The organism is Nitrosomonas sp., from assembly GCF_043753625.1.
Lineage (GTDB): Bacteria > Pseudomonadota > Gammaproteobacteria > Burkholderiales > Nitrosomonadaceae > Nitrosomonas.
Genome location: NZ_JAYUWI010000078.1, coordinates 1 through 20,222, shown reverse-complemented (window position 1 = coordinate 20,222; position 20,222 = coordinate 1). Strand labels below are relative to the sequence as shown.

At 45.8% G+C, this 20,222-nt stretch carries 19 protein-coding genes and 1 pseudogene; 11 read left to right on the top strand and 9 right to left on the bottom strand.

The window, feature by feature from the left end; translation table 11 throughout:
- The first annotated feature begins 24 nt into the window (after positions 1-24).
- Positions 25-417, top strand: a complete 393-nt coding sequence (gene rbfA / locus ACH10T_RS07755) for a 30S ribosome-binding factor RbfA (protein ID WP_394808736.1) — start codon at positions 25-27, stop codon at positions 415-417.
- 12 nt (positions 418-429) lie between these two features.
- Positions 430-1,401: a tRNA pseudouridine(55) synthase TruB gene (gene truB, locus ACH10T_RS07750; protein WP_394808735.1), complete on the top strand. Its 972-nt coding sequence runs from the start codon at positions 430-432 to the stop codon at positions 1,399-1,401.
- A gap of 50 nt (positions 1,402-1,451) precedes the next feature.
- On the opposite strand, the pseudogene ACH10T_RS07745 reads toward truB, so the two are convergent.
- From ACH10T_RS07745 to ACH10T_RS07730, 4 genes and pseudogenes are all read right to left on the bottom strand, one after another.
- Positions 1,452-1,759, bottom strand: a pseudogene (locus tag ACH10T_RS07745) (DMT family protein).
- A gap of 74 nt (positions 1,760-1,833) precedes the next feature.
- Positions 1,834-3,297 (bottom strand): 4-hydroxy-3-polyprenylbenzoate decarboxylase, encoded by a 1,464-nt coding sequence (gene ubiD, locus ACH10T_RS07740; RefSeq protein WP_394808734.1) that lies wholly within the window; start codon positions 3,295-3,297, stop codon positions 1,834-1,836.
- A gap of 11 nt (positions 3,298-3,308) precedes the next feature.
- The gene (gene ubiA / locus ACH10T_RS07735; protein ID WP_394808733.1) at positions 3,309-4,178 is read right to left on the bottom strand and encodes a 4-hydroxybenzoate octaprenyltransferase; all 870 of its coding nucleotides are present in this window, start codon (positions 4,176-4,178) and stop codon (positions 3,309-3,311) included.
- Positions 4,175-4,717: a chorismate--pyruvate lyase family protein gene (locus ACH10T_RS07730; protein ID WP_394808732.1), complete on the bottom strand. Its 543-nt coding sequence runs from the start codon at positions 4,715-4,717 to the stop codon at positions 4,175-4,177. Before ACH10T_RS07730 ends, ubiA begins: the two co-directional genes overlap by 4 nt.
- A gap of 374 nt (positions 4,718-5,091) precedes the next feature.
- On the opposite strand from ACH10T_RS07730, the gene ACH10T_RS07725 reads away from it, so the two are divergent.
- A complete protein-coding gene (locus ACH10T_RS07725; RefSeq protein WP_394808731.1) occupies positions 5,092-5,724 on the top strand; it encodes a hypothetical protein in 633 nt (210 codons plus the stop codon).
- Between the two features lie 117 nt (positions 5,725-5,841).
- On the opposite strand, the gene ACH10T_RS07720 is transcribed toward ACH10T_RS07725, so the two are convergent.
- Positions 5,842-6,774, bottom strand: a complete 933-nt coding sequence (locus tag ACH10T_RS07720) for a bestrophin family protein (protein WP_394808730.1) — start codon at positions 6,772-6,774, stop codon at positions 5,842-5,844.
- 552 nt (positions 6,775-7,326) lie between these two features.
- On the opposite strand from ACH10T_RS07720, the gene ACH10T_RS07715 reads away from it, so the two are divergent.
- On the top strand, positions 7,327-8,715 hold the full coding sequence (locus ACH10T_RS07715; RefSeq protein WP_394808729.1) for a calcium-binding protein: 1,389 nt from the start codon (positions 7,327-7,329) through the stop codon (positions 8,713-8,715).
- A gap of 119 nt (positions 8,716-8,834) precedes the next feature.
- Here the strand turns inward: ACH10T_RS07715 and recG are convergent, their stop codons facing one another.
- Entirely contained in the window at positions 8,835-10,874 is a 2,040-nt protein-coding gene (gene recG, locus ACH10T_RS07710) for an ATP-dependent DNA helicase RecG (protein WP_394808728.1), read from the bottom strand.
- Between the two features lie 35 nt (positions 10,875-10,909).
- Entirely contained in the window at positions 10,910-11,305 is a 396-nt protein-coding gene (locus ACH10T_RS07705; protein ID WP_394808727.1) for a RidA family protein, read from the bottom strand.
- 189 nt (positions 11,306-11,494) lie between these two features.
- Here ACH10T_RS07705 and murA point away from each other — a divergent pair, with 189 nt between their 5' ends.
- Positions 11,495-12,748: a UDP-N-acetylglucosamine 1-carboxyvinyltransferase gene (murA, locus tag ACH10T_RS07700; protein ID WP_394808726.1), complete on the top strand. Its 1,254-nt coding sequence runs from the start codon at positions 11,495-11,497 to the stop codon at positions 12,746-12,748.
- An 86-nt stretch (positions 12,749-12,834) separates the two neighbouring features.
- On the opposite strand, the gene ACH10T_RS07695 is transcribed toward murA, so the two are convergent.
- Positions 12,835-13,449, bottom strand: a complete 615-nt coding sequence (locus ACH10T_RS07695; RefSeq protein ID WP_394808725.1) for a hypothetical protein — start codon at positions 13,447-13,449, stop codon at positions 12,835-12,837.
- Between the two features lie 280 nt (positions 13,450-13,729).
- Here ACH10T_RS07695 and argH point away from each other — a divergent pair, with 280 nt between their 5' ends.
- The 5 genes from argH (at position 13,730) to ftsB (ending at position 19,446) form a co-directional block, all read left to right on the top strand.
- Positions 13,730-15,136, top strand: coding sequence for an argininosuccinate lyase (gene argH / locus ACH10T_RS07690; RefSeq protein ID WP_394808724.1), 1,407 nt, complete (start codon positions 13,730-13,732; stop codon positions 15,134-15,136).
- Between the two features lie 35 nt (positions 15,137-15,171).
- The gene (locus ACH10T_RS07685) at positions 15,172-16,056 is read left to right on the top strand and encodes a fructosamine kinase family protein (RefSeq protein WP_394808723.1); all 885 of its coding nucleotides are present in this window, start codon (positions 15,172-15,174) and stop codon (positions 16,054-16,056) included.
- Between the two features lie 87 nt (positions 16,057-16,143).
- Positions 16,144-17,820, top strand: coding sequence for a CTP synthase (locus ACH10T_RS07680; protein ID WP_394808722.1), 1,677 nt, complete (start codon positions 16,144-16,146; stop codon positions 17,818-17,820).
- A gap of 49 nt (positions 17,821-17,869) precedes the next feature.
- Positions 17,870-19,153 carry a phosphopyruvate hydratase gene (gene eno, locus ACH10T_RS07675; RefSeq protein WP_394808721.1) on the top strand — a complete coding sequence of 428 codons (1,284 nt, stop codon included), beginning with the start codon at positions 17,870-17,872 and terminating at the stop codon, positions 19,151-19,153.
- Entirely contained in the window at positions 19,153-19,446 is a 294-nt protein-coding gene (gene ftsB, locus ACH10T_RS07670) for a cell division protein FtsB (RefSeq protein ID WP_394808720.1), read from the top strand. Before eno ends, ftsB begins: the two co-directional genes overlap by 1 nt.
- 59 nt (positions 19,447-19,505) lie before the next feature.
- Here ftsB and ACH10T_RS07665 read toward each other — a convergent pair whose 3' ends face one another.
- On the bottom strand, positions 19,506-19,676 hold the full coding sequence (locus ACH10T_RS07665) for an integrase core domain-containing protein (RefSeq protein WP_394808754.1): 171 nt from the start codon (positions 19,674-19,676) through the stop codon (positions 19,506-19,508).
- Positions 19,677-19,717: 41 nt separating this feature from the next.
- Between ACH10T_RS07665 and ACH10T_RS07660 the strand changes: the two genes are divergently transcribed.
- Positions 19,718-19,942, top strand: coding sequence for a DUF927 domain-containing protein (locus tag ACH10T_RS07660; protein ID WP_394808719.1), 225 nt, complete (start codon positions 19,718-19,720; stop codon positions 19,940-19,942).
- Positions 19,943-20,222 lie beyond the last annotated feature (280 nt).

The window sequence follows — 20,222 nt, the reverse complement described above, 5'->3', positions numbered from 1 at the left end:
CCGATTTAATCAACACAACTCCCTATGCCCAAAGACTATTCCCGCACATTACGTATTGCGGACCAGATACAGCGAGAATTAGCCGATCTGCTACAACATGAAATTAAAGATCCGCGTATCGGGCAAATTACACTGACCGCTGTTGAAGTAACCCGTGATTATAGCCATGCCAAAGTTTTTTACACGACCTTAGGCAGCAAAGAAGAAAATTTCTTAGTGGAAAAAGGTCTGGAACATGCGAAAGGTTTCTTACGTTCAAACTTATCGCACCGGATGAAATTAAGAATTGTCCCACAATTACATTTTATTTATGACGAATCCGTCGAACGCGGCGTTTGGCTGTCAAAATTGATCGATGAAGCAATAGCCCAAGAACAAATACCGCATCAAACAGATTTAGACTCCGAAAAATCATAATATAAAGCCTGCATGTTGCACGCTGAAATTCCACTGCGCAGCCCGATTAAACCTGTCAAACGCAATATTAACGGCGTCCTATTATTGGATAAGCCTTATGGCATCTCATCCAACAAAGCGGTACAGATCGCAAAACGAGTTTTTTCTGCTGCCAAATGCGGTCATACCGGCACACTTGATCCCATGGCAACCGGATTACTGCCTCTTTGCCTGGGGGAAGCGACTAAATTTTCCTCAGTATTATTAGGTGCCAATAAAACCTATAAGGCTACCTTGCGGCTTGGTTTTCTGAGTACAACAGGCGATGCAGAAGGCGAAATCACCCAACTCGCGACCAATGCTGGAAACCCAACCCTGTCACAGTGCGAGCAAGTACTTCAGCGCTTCATCGGAAAAATCATGCAAGTCCCGCCTATGTACAGCGCGCTCAAGCATCAAGGAAAACCCTTATACGTTTATGCAAGAAATGGCAAAAATATTGAACGCCCAGCACGTGAAATCACCATCCATGCAATACAAACCCAATCATTGATCGACAATGAACTGCAGTTAGATATTCACTGTGGCACCGGTACCTATATTCGAACTTTGGCGGAAGATATTGGCAGTGCACTCGGGTGCGGCGGCGCTTATCTGACTCAATTACAACGCACTGCAATTGATCGTTTTGATTTATCGCAGGCGAAAACTTTGTCAGCATTGGATGCGATGAATGCCGATGAGCAAGATGCGTGTTTGCTGCCCATTGATTACTTATTACAAGAATTCCCGGCAGTCGTTCTGGATGAATTAGCAGCATTGCATATCGTGCAGGGAAAAATCGTCGCCAGTCCTTCCGATATCCACTATATGTCGGAAGGTAATACCGTTCGCGTATATGGTCGCCAGCAACAATTCTTAGGGCTCGGTGAAATTACCAGTGAGCAAAAAATAGCCGCGAAACGCATGCTAGCAAATTCTCAGTTGCTTAAAGCAGCTGAGTAATAAGTTATTAAAAATTCGCTTCACCTCAACCCCAAGGATACTGCACATCGTTATCGTGTGCGAAACATAAAATAAATTGCACCTACCATGCACAGCGCCGCCCATAGATAATCCAGTTTTAGCGGCTCTATTAAATAAAACAGCGCAATGGGTACAAAAATAGTCAGCGTAAGACTTCCTGCAATATTTTGAGCTGCGCGACAGACAACACGGTAAAACCAATCCGGTTAGCAGGAACCTGCAACATATACTCGAAAAACGCAATGCCCCAACTGATCAGCGCAACAATTATCCACGGTTTGTGGTTCAATTCTTTTAAATGCGCATACCAGGCAAAGGTCATGAACACGTTACTCATTGTTAATAGGAGGATAGTTTGCCAAATCTCGCGTATGTTATTGCATATTTAATTTGCAGGTAAAAAACTTATCATCAAATCCCCAACTCCCCCCAAATCGTATCCACTCGTTTCTTGATTTCATCAGTCATCGTAATCGGTGTTCCCCACTCCCGGTTCGTCTCACCTGGAAATTTATTGGTTGCATCCAACCCCATCTTGCCACCCAATCCTGAGATCGGACTGGCAAAGTCCAGGTAATCGATCGGCGTATTCTCAACTAGTAACGTATCGCGTACCGGATCAACCCGGGTGGTGATCGCCCAGATCACTTCTTTCCAGTCGCGTACGTTGATATCGTCGTCGGTGACAATAATAAATTTGGTGTACATAAACTGACGTAGAAAGCTCCAGATACCGAACATCACGCGTTTGCTATGTCCTGCGTACTGTTTTTTCATACTCACTACTGCCATGCGGTACGAGCACCCTTCCGGCGGCAGATAAAAATCGGTGATTTCCGGAAATTGTTTTTGCAGTAACGGTACAAACACTTCATTCAACGCGACACCGAGAATCGCGGGTTCATCCGGCGGTTTACCAGTGTAGGTGGAATGATAAATCGGGTTGCGCCGCATAGTGATACGGTCGATGGTAAATACCGGGAAAGTTTCCTGTTCATTATAGTAACCGGTATGGTCGCCATACGGACCTTCCAGCGCGGTTTCTCCGGGATGAATAGCGCCTTCCAGCACGATTTCCGCACTGGCAGGGACTTGCAGGTCATTGCCGATACATTTGATCACTTCGGTTTTGGCGCCGCGCAACAAGCCGGAAAATTGATATTCGCTCAATGTATCCGGCACCGGCGTCACAGCGCCAAGGATAGTCGCCGGATCAGCGCCTAAAGCAACCGCCAGCGGATACGGTTTGCCGGGATTGGCCAGCGTAAATTCACGAAAATCCAGTGCCCCGCCGCGGTGCGCCAGCCAACGCATAATGACTTTATTGGGACCAATAACCTGCTGCCGGTAAATGCCTAAATTCTGCCGGGTTTTGTTCGGACCCCGAGTCACCGTCAAGCCCCATGTGATCAGCGGCGCAACATCACCGGGCCAGCAGGTTTGAATCGGTATCCGGCTCAGGTCAACATCATTGCCTTCCCAAACAATCTCTTGGCACGGCGCACTGCTCAGTTCTTTCGGCGCCATGTTCAATACTTGCTTCAATACCGGCAATTTATCCCAGGCGTCTTTCAGCCCTTTCGGCGGATCGGGTTCTTTGAGATAAGCCAATAATTTACCGACTTCACGCAACGCCTCAACCGATTCCTGTCCCATGCCCAATGCCACCCGTTTTGGCGTTCCGAACAAATTGCCCAGTACCGGCATGGTATGTCCTTTGGGATGCTCAAAGAGTACCGCCGGGCCTTGCGCCTTCAGGATGCGGTCACAGATTTCTGTCATTTCCAATGCGGGATCAATTTCCGTTTGAATGCGTTTGAGTTCGCCCATTGCTTCCAGTTGCGCAATAAAATCACGCAGATCTTTATATTGCATTGATTGAATCCTTAATGCGGATAGATGAAGAAATCGAGCGCAATCCCGGCAAACACCACCATTCCTACCCAATTATTATGCAGGAATGCCTTGAAACAAAGCGCCCGGTCACGGTTACGGATCAGCGTGTATTGATAAATGATCAGCCCAGTTGCAACCATCAACCCGGCATAATAAACCAGATTCATTTGCTGCAACTGTCCGATAATCAGCATGATCGCGACAAAACAGGCATGACACACCATCACGCCCAGCACATCAAAACGTCCAAAAGTAATCGCAGATGTTTGGATACCGATTTTCAAATCATCCGGTTTATCGACGATGGCATACGCCGTATCATACGCAATCACCCAAAACAAATTGGCCAGCATCAGTATCCAAATAATAGGCGGCAAGCTATCGACTTGTGCGGCAAAAGCCATCGGGATGCCAAAACTGAATGCAATCCCCAGATAGGCCTGCGGCATGGCAAAAAATTGTTTAGTGAATGGATAGGTTCCGGCTAGAAATAATGCCGGTACCGAGAGCAGGATGGTCAATTGATTCAAAGGCAGAATGAGTAGAAATGCACAGATACTCAATCCGGCGGCGAGTAATAAAGCCTCTTTGGAACTGACTCGACCGGCCGCCATCGGGCGATTCTTGGTGCGTTCGACATGCGGATCGATTTTACGATCGGCATAGTCATTGATGACACAACCCGCCGAGCGCATCAGTATCGTACCTAGAACAAAAATGATTAAAATTTGCCAATCGGGCAATCCTTGTGCGGCAAACCATAAGCCCCACAGCATCGGCCACAACAGCAGCAAAATGCCAATCGGCTTATTCAGCCGCATCAGTTGCGCATAAGTTTTAATTCGATCGGCCATGTTCATAAGGGTAATTCCAGAATCGCCGGTAAAAATACTTCGGTCACTAAAATCGATTGCCCATGTAACGTAAACAATGAACGCCGCGCCCACAGATTAACCGGTTTCTCAGGCAAGCGAATACAAGCACGATCATAAAGAAAATGACCGCGACTGACTTTTTTAAATTCCAGCGGCGTGCGTTTGATTCTAGGATTGGTAAACAAAACCGTTCCTAGCGATTTATTGCCCAGCCCGCTTAAACCACGCCATGCACCGCGCAGATTTTTATGCGCCACTACTGAATGCGCGAACACCACCGGCGTATCGCCACAATACAGATACACTTCCCGCACCATGGCTAATTCATTAACACGCAATCCCATCACATCCAATTCATCCCCGTAAACTCTACTCAGCGACTGAAATACGCGTTTTACGCAAAATTGAGCACAGCGATCTTGGATGCGGCGCGTCAAAGATCCGCGATCTTGCAACCAGTTACGTTGGTGATATGAAATAGATGTTAGCGCAGAATACCATGCCAGCGGATGCACATTGTTCATCGCGTGAAAGCTATAAAATGAGATGGTTCCATGCTAGGAATTCTTATGCTGAGATCCGGCAAAGTCATGTTGAGAATTGTTGGAACGGGATTATACAACAGTCTCAAAGGGGGCATTGCAAAACCCATCCGATCAATAAAAATCAGCTCGTGTATTGCAATTAGTTACGTATGTGGCCAAAGCTAGCAAAGCTGATGGATTGCCGATTTGTACTGATATAGACTACCGTACTCATGGCTCCAATCGCATCATGGATGCGTTTAGCGTCCCACACATTGTAACCATGATAAGCTTCTCAAACTGCATCAATATTGATGCGTGATTCTAGACATCACTATATATCGTTATAATTCAATTCATCAAAATAAAAGTATATGAGAAACCATAGAATAATCATTCTATTCATTGCGATTCCTCTGCTATTGATTGGCTGTGCACACGAAACCGATCGCCAACAGGATAAACAGAAAGCTGCTTTCAAACGAAGCTTAGAAGAAAATACCCATCACTGCAGAAAGAGCATCGAAGCGGCAGAACTCTCTAATGTTAAAAGCAAAATTCTCTGGGTGTCCGGACTTAGCGAACCCACTGCAGCAATGCAATCGGATGAGAGTTTCATCCAAGAAGGAAAAGAAAAATCTGAAATCAAGATGCTCTATAAAATTATAGAGTTCTGCCAGAATATGTATCGCGGTACGATTACTTTATTTATAAATACGGAATATGGAGATCAATTCCAGAAACACCTGCATGCAAAATATAGCAACCTAAGCGACCTCAATGATGGCAAGATCGCCTATGGTACCTATAATCGCCAAGAAGCTGAGCTGAGTAAACGGTTAATCAAAGATTTACAATTTCTGGATGAGCGGTACCGATCCCAGGCCATGCGCCAACGTGCACTAGAGCCGTCCGCGGATTTTCAGCGGTCATCTAATTTCTTGCCTGCTATTTTTACGCAATACCTACACTTAGAGCTTATCGCAGGAGCACTGCTTATCTGGTAAATGGCTCCGAATTAACGGGCCACCCAGCATTGACACGCCGCTCTGGCGCACATTCACTTCACGTAGACACGCAATCAATGTGCCCGCAAATTACTTGCGCCTTGCTACCTGTTTTCATCACAATAAAATATCATTCTCCGGCTTAAGTGCTTCCGGACGATCGGGATCATTAATCAGTTCAAGCAGATTGATTTCGATATTTCTCGAAATCGCGGTCAGTGGCAGGTCGTTTGGCTGCAAACCAAACGGATTTTCAATTTCGTCGCCAATGGCATCCAGCTCGAAAAATGCATAGGAAATCAACAGCACAACAATCGGTGTCAGTGCGCCGGTTGTTTCAACCAATCCAAACGGCAGGGACAGGCAGTAAGAAGCCACGATACGGTGGATCAATACGGAATAACTGAACGGTATCGGAGTATTTTTAATCCGTTCACAGGCGCCGAGGATATTCGTCAGCTCGTTCAGCTGAGCATCCATAAACGGAAAATTAAGTTCGCTCAGCCAGCGCCGATCCCTTGCGACGACCAGATCACGCCCCAATAGCTGTAGAATTGCAAGCGGACGGTGTTTGGATTCAGCAACGCTGGCCCAATCTTCGGGTGGCAGAAATTTTCTGATTTCCTCTGCGGGATCTTCATTACGCAAGTGACAGCGCAATGCATGCGCATACGCAATCACGCGTTTGACAAAAACTTCCCGGAAATACTGTAATTCCTCAGCATCATGTGAAGAACCAATCACAAAGCAAGCTTGGCGTGTCAGGCTGCGTGACGTATTGACCAATGCTCCCCAGAGTTTGCGCCCTTCCCAGAATTTATCATAGGAGGCGTTGTTACGAAAACCGAGGAAAATACCCAATGCAACACCGATTAAAGTAAACGGCGTTGTCGTGAGCGTATATTCTTGGATGTGGTAGTAGAGTTCGACGTAAGTAACGATAATCGCGACAACTGTCACCGCGAGAATCCGCGGCCAAGTTTCCATAAAACTACTGCCCCTGAATTGAAACAGCAAGCGCACCCATGAAACTTTATTCTTAATAATCACAGCTGCAATATTTCCTTATCTAATTCATCTTTGTGACATCATCCAGGCTGTCAGAAATCCCGCAGGAAACGCAAGAATTGAAGAACGCTGGCCCATTATTCATGAGGTTATTTAGGTAGTGGATTTATGATAAATCGTATCCAATATTTGCAATAAAAATAGCACTTCAGATAATATTAACTCTGTCAATAGTAAAAATGTACTGCATAATAAAGTCGGTATAGCACTGTTAGAAAAACGTTTTCTATATTAATGTAGCATGGCAATCGCGTTACTATGTAGTTTAAAAGAATAATCAGTATATTATTAATACTGAAAGATGAGTCCTAAAGTTTGTATTCAAATACGCTGCCTGACAACTCAAACTCATGGTTCTTAAACTAAAAATAATTAAGACTGATTTTTGGCAAGTCAATTTTTTGTAAGTTTATTTATTTTCATGGAAATGCATAGAGGATTAGATTGATACAAATATTATTTATGTAACTTTATAATTTAGAACGTAATGTTAATTAAACTCAACCCTTCTCTTAAAATCTAAGGAGATTCAAAATGGCAAATATCAATGGCACAGTTGGAGCAGACACAATCATTCCAGGTTTTGTTTCACCGGGCGTTGTCGGTGGTTTACCAACCTTCGCTAACGACACTATTAACGGTTTTGCTGGCGATGATACTATTAATAGTGGTGGCGGCAATGATTTAGTATTCGGTGGCAACGACAATGACAATATCAATGGGGGTTCGGGTAATGACACTCTCAATGGTGGCGCAGGTAATGACACCATCAACGGCGCTGATGACGATGATCTTATCAATGGTGACGGCGGCAACGACACGCTGAACGGTGGCAATGGCAATGACAATATCAATGGGGGTTCAGGCACTGACATTCTCAATGGTGGTGCAGGCACTGATCAATTATCGGGTGGTGACGGAAACGACAATGTGTACTCCGATGGAGACGGTGGAACTTATAACGGAGATGCGGGCAATGACACCATGTTTTCAGGTATTGGCGGTGAAACCATGGACGGTGGAACCGGAGTGGATACTATTGATCACCGCGCCTTTAATGGACTCTATGTTTTCGATATGGCAACCGGGCTAACAAACTTTGGTGGTGAACTCTACACTAATTTTGAGAAAGTCCGCATGGGCAATGGTGATGACACCGTTACCGGCAATGCGGCTGACAACACGATCTTCGGCGAGGGAGGCAATGATACGCTGACCGGTGGTGCCGGTGTTGACACAATCAATGGCGACGATGGAGACGACACGATTACTTCCGATGGCGATGGCGGAACCTATAATGGAGGGGCTGGTAATGACTCCATGAAATCAGGTCTAGGCCCTGAAACCATGATTGGCGGAACCGGGATTGATGCGATTGACCATACTATCTGGAATGGAGACTATGTGTTCAATATGGCAACCGGACTAACAAACTTTGGCGGCGAAAGCTACAAAGGCTTCGAGATCGTCTTGATGGGCAACGGCAATGACACCGTTACCGGCAATTCCGCTAATAACACAATCAAAGGAGGTGGCGGCGCTGACACACTGAACGGTGGTGCCGGTAACGATTTTATTGATGGTGAAGACGGCGATGACCTCATTATTGGTGGAGCAGGTCAAGATACGCTAACTGGTGGATTGGGCGCAGATACATTCGATTTCAACTCAGTGGTTGAAAGCTCAGTAGCAACGCCGGATACGGTGAGCGCTTTCATGTGGAGTGAAGGCGACAAAATTGATCTTTCAAGCATTGATGCAGATCTCACTGTGGGCGGAAATCAAGCATTTTTGCTTACTCAAATAACATTTGACAGTGGTGCGGAAACATTATTTGCGGATGTTACTGGTGGAGCAGATCTCTTAATAAACTTGACAGGTGTAGAAAGTGGATTTGTACCCAGCCTTGATGTAATTCTGTAAATAACAAAACAACTCCGTGGCAAGATCATTACGGAGAATCGCAAGTTAAACCCTACAAACTTAACCTTTGGCGCTTTATAAACCGCGCCAAAGGTCTGATAACACGTCAGCGCACGGAATCATACGCGCAAATATTCAGTCTTATCACCCAACCAGCGCGCGATATGCCGCTGCGCTAATTCCGCATAATTATTCAGCATTTCATCCGCCGTCGCTTGTGCCGCCAAAAGTAATTCGCCGTCTTGCTCCAAATCGGCAAAACGCAACATCGGTACCCCACTCTGACGTGCACCAAGAAATTCGCCGGGTCCTCTCAACTGTAAATCCTGGCGGGCAATTTCAAACCCATCCGTGTGTTCAAAAATGATTTTGAGGCGCTTGCGGGCAATTTCTGATAAAGGCTGTTGAAATAGTAGAATACAAATGCTGGCTTCCGATCCGCGCCCGACACGACCGCGCAATTGATGTAATTGCGACAATCCCATGCGCTCGGCATTTTCAATCACCATCAGCGATGCATTCGGCACATCCACGCCCACCTCAATGACTGTCGTGGCGACCAATAATTGAATTTCTCCTCGCTTAAATGATGCCATTACCGTTGTTTTTTCCTGCGTCGATAAGCGCCCATGCACCAAACCGACACTCAAATCCGGGAATTCCTTGTTCAAACTTTCATACGTTTCCATCGCCGTTTGCAACTGCAAAGTTTCTGATTCTTCAATTAATGGGCATACCCAATATACTTGTTTGCCCTGCTGGCAAGCATGCTGAATGCGCGCGATAATTTCGTCACGGCGATTGTCGGCAATTAATTTGGTCACGATCGGCGCCCTACCCGGAGGCATCTCATCAATGATCGACACATCCAGATCGGCAAAATAACTCATCGATAGCGTACGGGGAATTGGTGTGGCGCTCATCATTAATTGATGTGGCACCGTATTGGATAGCGCCCCTTTCATGCGCAATGCCAGACGTTGATGCACACCAAACCGGTGCTGCTCATCGACAATTGCCAATCCCAATTGATGAAATACTACCTGATCCTGAAACAAAGCATGCGTACCCACCGCAAGCTGCGCCGTACCCAGCGCGATAGCATCCAATGCCGCTTGCTTCTGTTTCTTCTTTTGGCTGCCGGATAACCAGACAACTTGTATCCCTAATGGATCGAACCAAGCCGATAATTTCTGGAAATGCTGCTCAGCAAGGATTTCGGTCGGTGCCATCAGTGCCGCCTGAAAACCATTCTCAATCGCTTGTAAGGCAGCCAATGCAGCCACGATTGTTTTGCCGCTGCCGACATCGCCTTGTAATAAGCGCTGCATAGGATGCGCAATGGCCAAATCACGGCTGATTTCTGCAGATACTTTGATTTGCGCTGTGGTCAGTTCAAACCCAAGCTGTTTCAGAAGCAATTTTTCCAGCTTATACTTTTGCGCGAGCACCGGAGCAGCATGGCTGCGCCGCTGCCGGTAGTGTAAGCGCATCGATAATTGCTGCGCCAGTAACTCATCAAACTTAATACGCCGCCATGCCGGATGTGTACGCACTTGCAAGGCCTCTACCGATACATCGGGAGACGGATTGTGCAGGCACATCACACTATCCTGCAAGCCTGATAGCCGATACTTTTGGATGATTCTCTCAGGTAAAGTCTCAGTCAAAGCTTGCGTCTTTTGTGCATCCTGCAGAGCTTGCCCGATCAACTTGCCTAAAATCTTTTGAGTCAGTCCCGCCGTGGTGGGATAAACCGGTGTCATCGATTCGGCCAGAGACTCGCTTTCACGAACGATGCGACATTTTGGATGCACCATTTCCGCACCGAAGAAACCCGTGCGAATCTCACCCAACAGCCGCACGCGCTTGCCCACTGCATAGGTTTTTATCTGACTGCCGTAGAAATTCAGAAACCGCATGACCAGGATGCCACTGCTGTCTTCAATCTGGCAAACCAATTGCCGCCTGGGTCGGATAACTACTTCGTTATGAATGATCACACCCTCGACCTGCACCACCTGCCCTGACGGCGCGTCATTGATTGGAAACAAATGCGTTTCATCTTCGTAACGAATCGGCAGGTGCAGAATCAAATCCAGTTCATTACGAATACCTAAACGGGATAATTTTTCCTGCATATTGGCACTAGCCATCATTGCGACATCAGGTCATGCGGAATCCGCCGATTGATTCAATATCTCGGGTTTAAAACCATTACCGCATCCATTTCCACCAACGCATCGCGTGGCAACGCTTTGACACCGACCGCTGCGCGTGCGGGATAAGGCTGAGTAAAATAACCAGCCATAATTTCATTCACTAATGCAAAATTATCCAAGTCCGTCAGAAATATATTTAATTTCACAATATCATTTAGGCTACCACCACTGGCCGTTGCCACTGCTTTCAGGTTTAAAAATACCTTATGAATTTGTGCATCAATTCCACTGACCATCTGCATGCTTACCGCGTCCAATCCAATCTGACCGGATAAATAAACCGTATCGCCGCCACTGACCCGAACTGCCTGTGAATAGGTACCGATTGCCTGAGGCGCATCTGCGGTTTGGATGATTTGCTTACTCATTTTTTCTCCTGATGAATTTATTGAATACTTTTTTGTTATAGTAGGTGCTACTGAAAAAAACCTTCAACGCTTTATTACGCTATGATGCAGTGAAGTTGGACACATTTCAACCGGTTGATACCTGTTTGTCCGCTTAGCATCCGCTCGGGCAAGCATTTTAATAAAACTTTTATTTGAATTTTTTACGCAATGCAAAAACTGATTATCCAGGGCGGCGTACCACTGCACGGCGAAATTACCATCTCGGGCGCAAAGAATGCTGCACTGCCTGTTTTGTGCGCCGCGCTTTTAACCCAAGAATCCTTAAAAATAAGCAATATCCCGGCTCTGCAAGACATTACCACGATGTTGTCATTGCTCAAACAGATGGGAACCAGCATCACGGCACATAATGCATCAGAAGTCGTGCTGTCAGCCGTTGAACTGACTAATCTTGTCGCTCCGTATGAGATGGTCAAAACCATGCGTGCTGCAATTTTGGTGCTTGGGCCGTTACTAGCGCGCGCCGGAGAAGCCAATATTTCATTGCCCGGCGGCTGTGCGATCGGTTTACGGCCGGTTGACCAGCATATCAAAGGCCTACAAGCTATGGGTGCGGAAATTAGCATTAAGCATGGATACATTCATGCCGTGGCGAAAAAATTGCATGGTGCACGCATTGTATTTGATATTGTCACCGTCACTGGAACAGAAAATTTAATGATGGCGGCAACCTTGGCGGATGGCACGACCATTCTTGAGAATGCGGCACGAGAACCGGAGATCGCTGATCTTGCCAATTGCTTGAATGCAATGGGCGCAAAAATTCAGGGCGCTGGCAGTGACATCATAACGATTGAAGGCGTGTCATTGCTCCATGGCGCAGAATATACTGTAATGCCTGATCGAATCGAAACCGGAACTTTTTTAGTTGCAACCACAGCGACTGGTGGCGAAATTCATTTAAAAAATACCTATTCCCACTTACTTGACGCAGTACTGGATAAACTAACTGAAGCTGGTGCCAACATTGATTCAGGTGAGAACTGGATTCATCTGAAAATGCACGCAAAACCCAAATCGGTTAATTTACGTACAGCCCCCTACCCGGCCTTTCCAACCGACATGCAGGCACAATTTATGTCCTTAAATTGCATCGCCCACGGAACAGCTATCATCACTGAAACTATCTTTGAGAACCGATTGATGCATGTACAGGAATTAAAACGCATGAATGCCAATATCGAGGTAGAAGGTAATGCTGCCATTGTCTATGGCATTTCCCAATTGGATGGTGCTCATGTTATGGCTACCGATTTACGGGCATCGGCCAGTCTGGTGATCGCTGGATTGATCGCAAAGGGTGAAACGGTGATTGATCGTATCTACCACTTGGATCGTGGCTATGAAAATATTGAAGGAAAATTATCAACGCTGGGTGCTCAAATCCGTCGCACGAGCTAGAAAAACCAAAAAGGCCTTTGCGGTTAGACAAAGGCCTTTTAATTAACAACGTTAACTCATTGATCGTAGCAACCAGTCATAATTTATTAAAATTTTTGCTGTTTATAGCTGACAACGATGGTAGCAATTTTCTTGTTTAGTCCCATTACCGGAGCGACCAGAATTTTTTTACCCTCCACATCGGATTTAACGGTTATCTTCTGAAGACTCAGAATCTCCTTCGGAAATAATTCCACGCCTTTTGTTTCTTCCAGCCGTTTATCCGTTGAAACCAGCAGTTGACCATCATCATCAATTAACACAACCCTTTCGGTATCTTTCATTTTGACGATTTCACTCAAATACTGATCAATTTGATCAATATTTTGACGAATCAACTCACCCCGCACCGCCCAGGACAGAACCTGGCCAAAGCGTTCTTCTTCCTTAGTATATTGTTGATCGGCATATTCACGGGCTTGCTGTGTAATCAACACGCGCTCACCCTCAAGTTTCTTGGCCATGTCAGATTCCACTTTACTCACAGCAATGGTTTTCCAAACAAAAATTACCACAATAACGCCGACGAGCATCACAGCATACTTAGCAGGAAACTGCATGGTAGGAATTTTAGCTAAGATCTCAAATTTGGTGCTTAACATTGAAGAAAAAGTATTAACTGCGGATTGTTCATTCTGGTTTTGCTTGTTCCGATCCGTCATGGATAACTCCTTGTGTATTTATGGGTAGTAGGGGAAAGCTCGAATTATCCACTAATCCTTAAGGAAGGAAAAGTGGCGTGTATCAATTAAATTTACTCGCGCCGCTGCGGTTAAGATTAAATCTGAAGTGATCATGATTTTTATGATTTTGTATTTATAAACTTGGCAGATAACATTCACTGTGCAAAAAAAATTGCACTACCGCAAAATGACCGGCTATGCATTTATGTTTTATAATCGATGCTTCTCACGGCAGGAAACAAGGGATTATAGCAACACAATGGATAATAACTCAGCATTAGAAAAAGAAAATAATAAAAAAAACTGGTCTGGACGGTTCAATGAGCCGGTCTCGTCACTTGTAGCACGCTATACCGCCTCTGTCGGTTTTGATCAGCGGCTGGCCGAATATGACATTCAAGGGTCACTGGCTCATGCACAAATGCTTGCAGAGCAAGGAATTATCCGTAATGAAGACTTGTTTGATATCCAGCAAGGCTTAAATCAAATTCGTGATGAAATCCGTAATCAGCAATTTACTTGGTTGCTGGAACTGGAGGATGTGCATTTAAATATTGAAAAACGATTGACCGCTCTAGTCGGTGATGCCGGCAAACGATTGCACACCGGCCGGTCACGTAATGATCAGGTTGCTACTGACATTCGATTATTCTTGCGCGCTGCAATTGATGAAATTATTGAGTTAATCAAAGCCATGCAGCGCGCTTTATTAAATCTGGCAGAACAGCATACTCATACCGTTATGCCAGGTTTTACGCACCTCCAAGTAGCGCAACCTGTTTCCTTTGGTCATCATCTGATGGCTTATTTTGAAATGTTGAAACGCGACATCGGACGATTAACTGATTGTAGAAAACGCGTGAATCAATTACCGCTTGGAGCAGCAGCGCTCGCGGGCACCAGCTATCCGATCAATCGTGAACGGGTTGCAGAAATACTGGGGTTTGATGGGATTTGCGAAAACTCATTGGATGCTGTTTCAGATCGGGATTTTGCCATTGAATTTACCGCCTGCGCAGCCTTGATCATGACCCACTTATCCCGCATGTCGGAAGAATTCATTTTGTGGATGAATCCATCATTCGGCTTTATCCAATTGGCAGACCGGTTTTGTACCGGTTCTTCGATCATGCCGCAAAAAAAGAACCCGGATGTACCCGAACTGGTACGCGGCAAAACCGGACGTATCAATGGCCACCTGGTTGCCCTGCTGACATTGATGAAAGCACAGCCACTCGCCTATAATAAGGATAATCAGGAAGACAAGGAACCGCTTTTTGATACCGTCGATACATTGACCGATACGCTACGGATCTATGCGGACATGCTCACCGGTGTTCGTGTTAACCAAGAAGCCATGCGCCGCTCAGCATTACGTGGCTATGCCACGGCCACTGATCTGGCCGATTACTTGGCTAAAAAAGGGATTCCTTTCCGCGATGCGCACGAGATTGTGGCAAAAGCAGTACAGTATGCGGAACAAAAAGGTTGCGATCTCGCTGATCTTGATCTGGATACATTACAAAAATTTTCGCCGCAGATTGATTCCGATATTTTCGCTGTCTTGACGCTGGAAGGCTCTATGCAAAGCCGCAAACACTCAGGCGGAACAGCACCCGAGCAAGTACAGAGAGCAATTAATCAGGCCAGACAGTGGTTATTCTGAATATGCGCTCCAGTTGCTCTTGAAGAGGCGAAAGCATGCATGCTTGGGATCAAATCGGCGCACAGATTTCCATAACCAATGGTAATCCCTTCAAGATAAACGACACACACCCAATCAGTGGTGGTTGTATTAATCAAACCTATTGTATTGGTGATGGCGCACAACGTTATTTTGTTAAATTGAATTCGCCCGGCAGTCTTGCTATGTTTGAGTCGGAAGCTGCCGGTTTAATGGAAATTTATCAGTCGCACACCCTACGTGCTCCGCTACCCATCTGCTTTGGTCATAATGATCACGCTGCTTGGCTGGTTCTGGAGTACCTGGATTTAAACGCTGGCACCCGTGGCAAAGCACCCGATCTAGGCATACAGCTTGCCGCCATGCACCGCACTGTTTCCAATCAATTTGGCTGGGTCCGTGATAATACAATTGGACAAACCCCACAAATAAATACCGCTTCTTTCGATTGGCTAAGCTTCTGGAAAATGCATCGCTTAGGCTATCAATTAGATCTGGCCAAAACCAATGGATTTAACGGAAAACTGCAAAAATTAGGGGAGCAATTATTAATCGATCTGGATGAGTTCTTTTCGGGTGTAACCCCATCCCCTTCACTTTTACATGGCGATCTCTGGAGTGGTAATTATGCCTATGATGAGACAGGGAATCCGGTACTGTTTGACCCTGCCGTATATTACGGTGATCGTGAAGCTGATATTGCCATGACTGAGCTTTTTGGCGGCTTTCCAGCCGATTTTTATTCTGCTTACCGATATGATTATCCGTTGGATTCCGGGTATAATATTCGCAAAGTTGTGTATAACCTCTATCATATTCTTAATCACTTGAACCTTTTTGGTAGTAGCTACCGTCACCAAGCTGAACAGATGATGGAGCGATTACTTGCTGAAATTCGTTAATAAATACTGGATAAAGTTGTCTGCTAAAAAATCATGCAAAAACTCTCCCACAGTTTTCCTGAATTATTCTAGTTACTATAACCATCCATGACCAAGTATGTCTTTGTGACCGGTGGCGTTGTTTCTTCTTTGGGTAAAGGTATTGCCGCCGCATCCCTAGCCGCATTGCTTGAAACACGTGGGCTTAAAGTGACGATGCTTAAATTAGATCCGTATATCAATGTCGATCCCGGCACGATGAGTCCTTTTCAGCATGGCGAAGTGTTTGTCACGGAAGATGGTGCTGAGACGGATCTCGACTTGGGTCATTATGAACGGTTTATCAGCACCCGCATGACCCGGCATAATAACTTCACGACAGGGCAAATCTACGAAAGTGTTATTCGCAAAGAACGGCGCGGCGATTATCTCGGCGGCACGGTACAAGTAATCCCTCATATCACGGATGAGATAAAACGCTATATCCAAGCAGGCGTTGGTGACGCACAAGTTGCGATTATCGAAATCGGCGGTACAGTTGGTGATATTGAATCGCTCCCTTTTCTGGAAGCGATCCGGCAAATGGCCGTGCAGAACCCGCGCACTGATACTTGTTTCATCCATCTCACGTTATTACCTTATATTGGCTCAGCCGGTGAGCTAAAAACCAAACCCACTCAGCATTCTGTCAAAGAATTGCGGGAAATTGGAATCCAACCGGATGTTTTACTGTGCCGTTCAGATCGTGAAGTACCCATGGAAGAGCGTCGCAAAATAGCATTATTCACCAATGTACGGGAAGAAGCAGTGATTTCCGCAATTGATGTTGACAGTATTTACAAAATCCCGGGCTTGCTACACGAGCAAATGCTCGATGAAATCATCTGTCATAAGTTAAATATCCTGGCCAAACCGGCCGACTTAAGTGTTTGGAAGAAATTAGTTTATGCACTGGAACATCCGAAGTGCACTGTCACCATTGCATTAGTCGGCAAATACGTAGACTTAACAGAATCGTATAAATCTTTGTCCGAAGCCTTGATCCACGCGGGCATTCATACTAACAGCCGGATTATTATCAACTACATAGATTCCGAGACTATCGAAAAGGAAGGGACGGGCAGTCTAATCAATATGGATGCGATCCTGGTTCCCGGCGGTTTTGGCAAACGTGGCGTGGAAGGCAAAATCATGGCCATCAACTTTGCCCGCACCAACCGTATTCCATATCTGGGTATTTGTCTGGGCATGCAACTGGCCGTCGTTGAATATGCGCGTAACAAGACCGGGATGAAAGGCGCGCACAGTACTGAATTTAATCCGGACACCCCGTACCCGGTCATCGGATTGATTACGGAATGGCGTACCCGGGATGGGCAAATTGAAACAAGAAATGAAAATTCTGACATTGGCGGCAGTATGCGCTTAGGGGGTCAGGAATGTATTCTGAAAAAGAACTCGTTAGCTTGGAAAACGTATGGTGCGGATAAAATTACTGAGCGTCACCGTCACCGCTATGAAGTTAATAACCTCTATATCCCAAAATTAGAAAAAGCAGGGCTTTGCATCGGTGGCTTATCCAAAGAAGAAAGCCTGTGTGAAATGATAGAACTTCCGGAAACAGAGCATCCATGGTTTCTTGGCTGTCAATTTCATCCGGAATTTACTTCCACACCACGACAGGGCCATCCACTGTTTAAATCCTATATTCAAGCGGCCATCAGCTTTCACAACAGCCGCCAGCGTACGGGAGATGAGAAAATACACGCAGTACTGAACAAGTAACAATATGCCAACAGAAATTATACTAATTAAATAACAGGGAAAATGTAGCATGAGTGCAATCGTAGATGTTATCGCCCGCGAGATTCTTGATTCTCGTGGCAATCCAACCATTGAAGCAGATGTACTGCTGGAATCAGGCGTATTAGGCCGCGCCTCTGTTCCTTCCGGAGCATCTGTTGGAACCCGGGAAGCCGTTGAGCTGAGAGATGGGGATGCGAAACGATACTCAGGTAAAGGTGTGCTCACAGCGGTCGAAAACGTTAACACTGAGATTTCTGAAACATTAATGGGGCTGGATGCTGTCGACCAAAGCTTCATTGACCAAGCACTGATCAACCTGGATGGTACTGAAAATAAATCCAGGCTCGGCGCCAATGCAATTCTTGCGGTATCTCTCGCAGTTGCCAAAGCCGCTGCCGAAGAATCCGGCTTGCCGTTGTATCGTTATCTGGGCGGCGCCGGTTTAATGTCCATGCCCGTTCCTTTAATGAACCTGATTAATGGCGGCGCACATGCCAACAACAATATCAACATGCAGGAATTTATGATTGTCCCGCTGGGTATTTCAAACTTCCATGATGCCATTCGTTGCGGGGCAGAGGTTTTTAGCGCGCTGAAGAAGCTCATCAACGAAAAAAACATGCCTACAACCGTTGGCGACGAAGGTGGATTTGCACCCAACCTGGAAAATAATGAGGCAGCCCTGCAATTAATCGTACAAGCCATTGATCTAGCAGGGTATCAGGTTGGAAAAGAAGTCGCAATTGGCCTTGACTGCGCCAGTTCAGAATTCTTTCAAGACGGCAAATACCACCTGGCATCGGATGGCCTGCATCTGACTTCCGCGCAATTTGCTGATTACCTCGCATCATGGGTAGATAAATACCCGATTATCAGTATCGAAGATGGCATGAGTGAACATGATTGGGACGGATGGGAAATACTGACTAACAAACTGGGTAAATCGATTCAATTAGTCGGTGATGATATATTCGTTACCAATGCTAAAATTCTGCAAGAGGGCATCAAACGGGGTATTGCCAACTCCATCTTAATCAAGGTTAATCAGATTGGCACACTGACCGAAACACTCTCAGCCATTGAAATGGCAAAATGCGCTGGTTACACCGCGGTCATTTCACATCGTTCCGGAGAAACCGAGGATACCACCATCGCTGATATCGCTGTTGCAACCAATGCATTACAAATAAAAACCGGCTCACTATCCCGTTCTGACCGTCTCGCCAAATACAATCAGTTATTGCGAATTGAAGAAGACCTGGGGGATTCAGCAAACTATGCTGGCCGGAGAGCATTTTATCAACTCAAATAATGAAGCTTTTGAGTTTTATACTGCTGCTACTGATTGCTGCAATGCAATACCCATTATGGTACGGCAAAGCGAGCTGGCTTAAAGTCTGGCAGGTCGATCAAGATGTTGTTGTGGCACGTGATAATAATTTAATACTGCAGAATCGCAACAACAAGCTTGAGGCCGAAGTAAATGACCTAAAGCAAGGCCTTGAAGCTATTGAAGAACGTGCCCGTAGCGACCTAGGCATGATCAAGGAAGGCGAAATACTTTTTCAGATTGTCAGAAATACACCATCCAAACTTTCTCAATAATCCCGTACAATGAAGTGGTTACCTGTAACTGTAGCTCTACCATTATTAGTTAATCAAGCTCAGGCAGCCTGATGAATTGCTTTATATTGATAATAAACCTCATTGGGAGTTTGGTTGTCAAGACCTTGATGAGAAAGCTCCTGATTGTACCAGTCAAACCACTGAGTCAAACTTTTCCTTACCTCCTTTAAGTCACTAAATGCCCTGTTATCCCCGCCCGTTCTTTTAATGGCTTGGAAGCTTCAGGCCACCTGCTATCTGAAGGATTGAATTGACCATTGCACCCAAATCACGGCAATTAGTCATTGAGTACCTGCAAACACAAAGCCCCGAGAAACGCACCAGGATAACCAATCGCACCGGCTGGCATGGTGTTGATGATGAACCTATAGTGTTTGTGTTACCCGATGGCTCCATTGGTCAATCGGATGATGACTGGCTCTATTCAGTGATAGTAAACCGGATTCCAGTTTATTCCGACAGCGTGGCACGCTGAAGCAGTGGTGTGAAGCCAGGTTTACTGATATTGAACGAACTGTGGTTGATGATAACCATACGCCGCGCACGATGAATAATTCCAATTCTCGATAGAAGCAGTAATAATATAGTCTTTACCTTTGGTAGAGGCCATCATGGCACGGAAGGCAAGTGGGGCGGAGCAACTTGGTATAGCAATGGAACGGTTAAAGAAGGCCAAGACTGAGGCAGAACTCCGAGCTGCGCAAGCGACAATGCTGCCATTGGTGCTAGGTTTAAGTCTGGAGCAGACGGCGCTT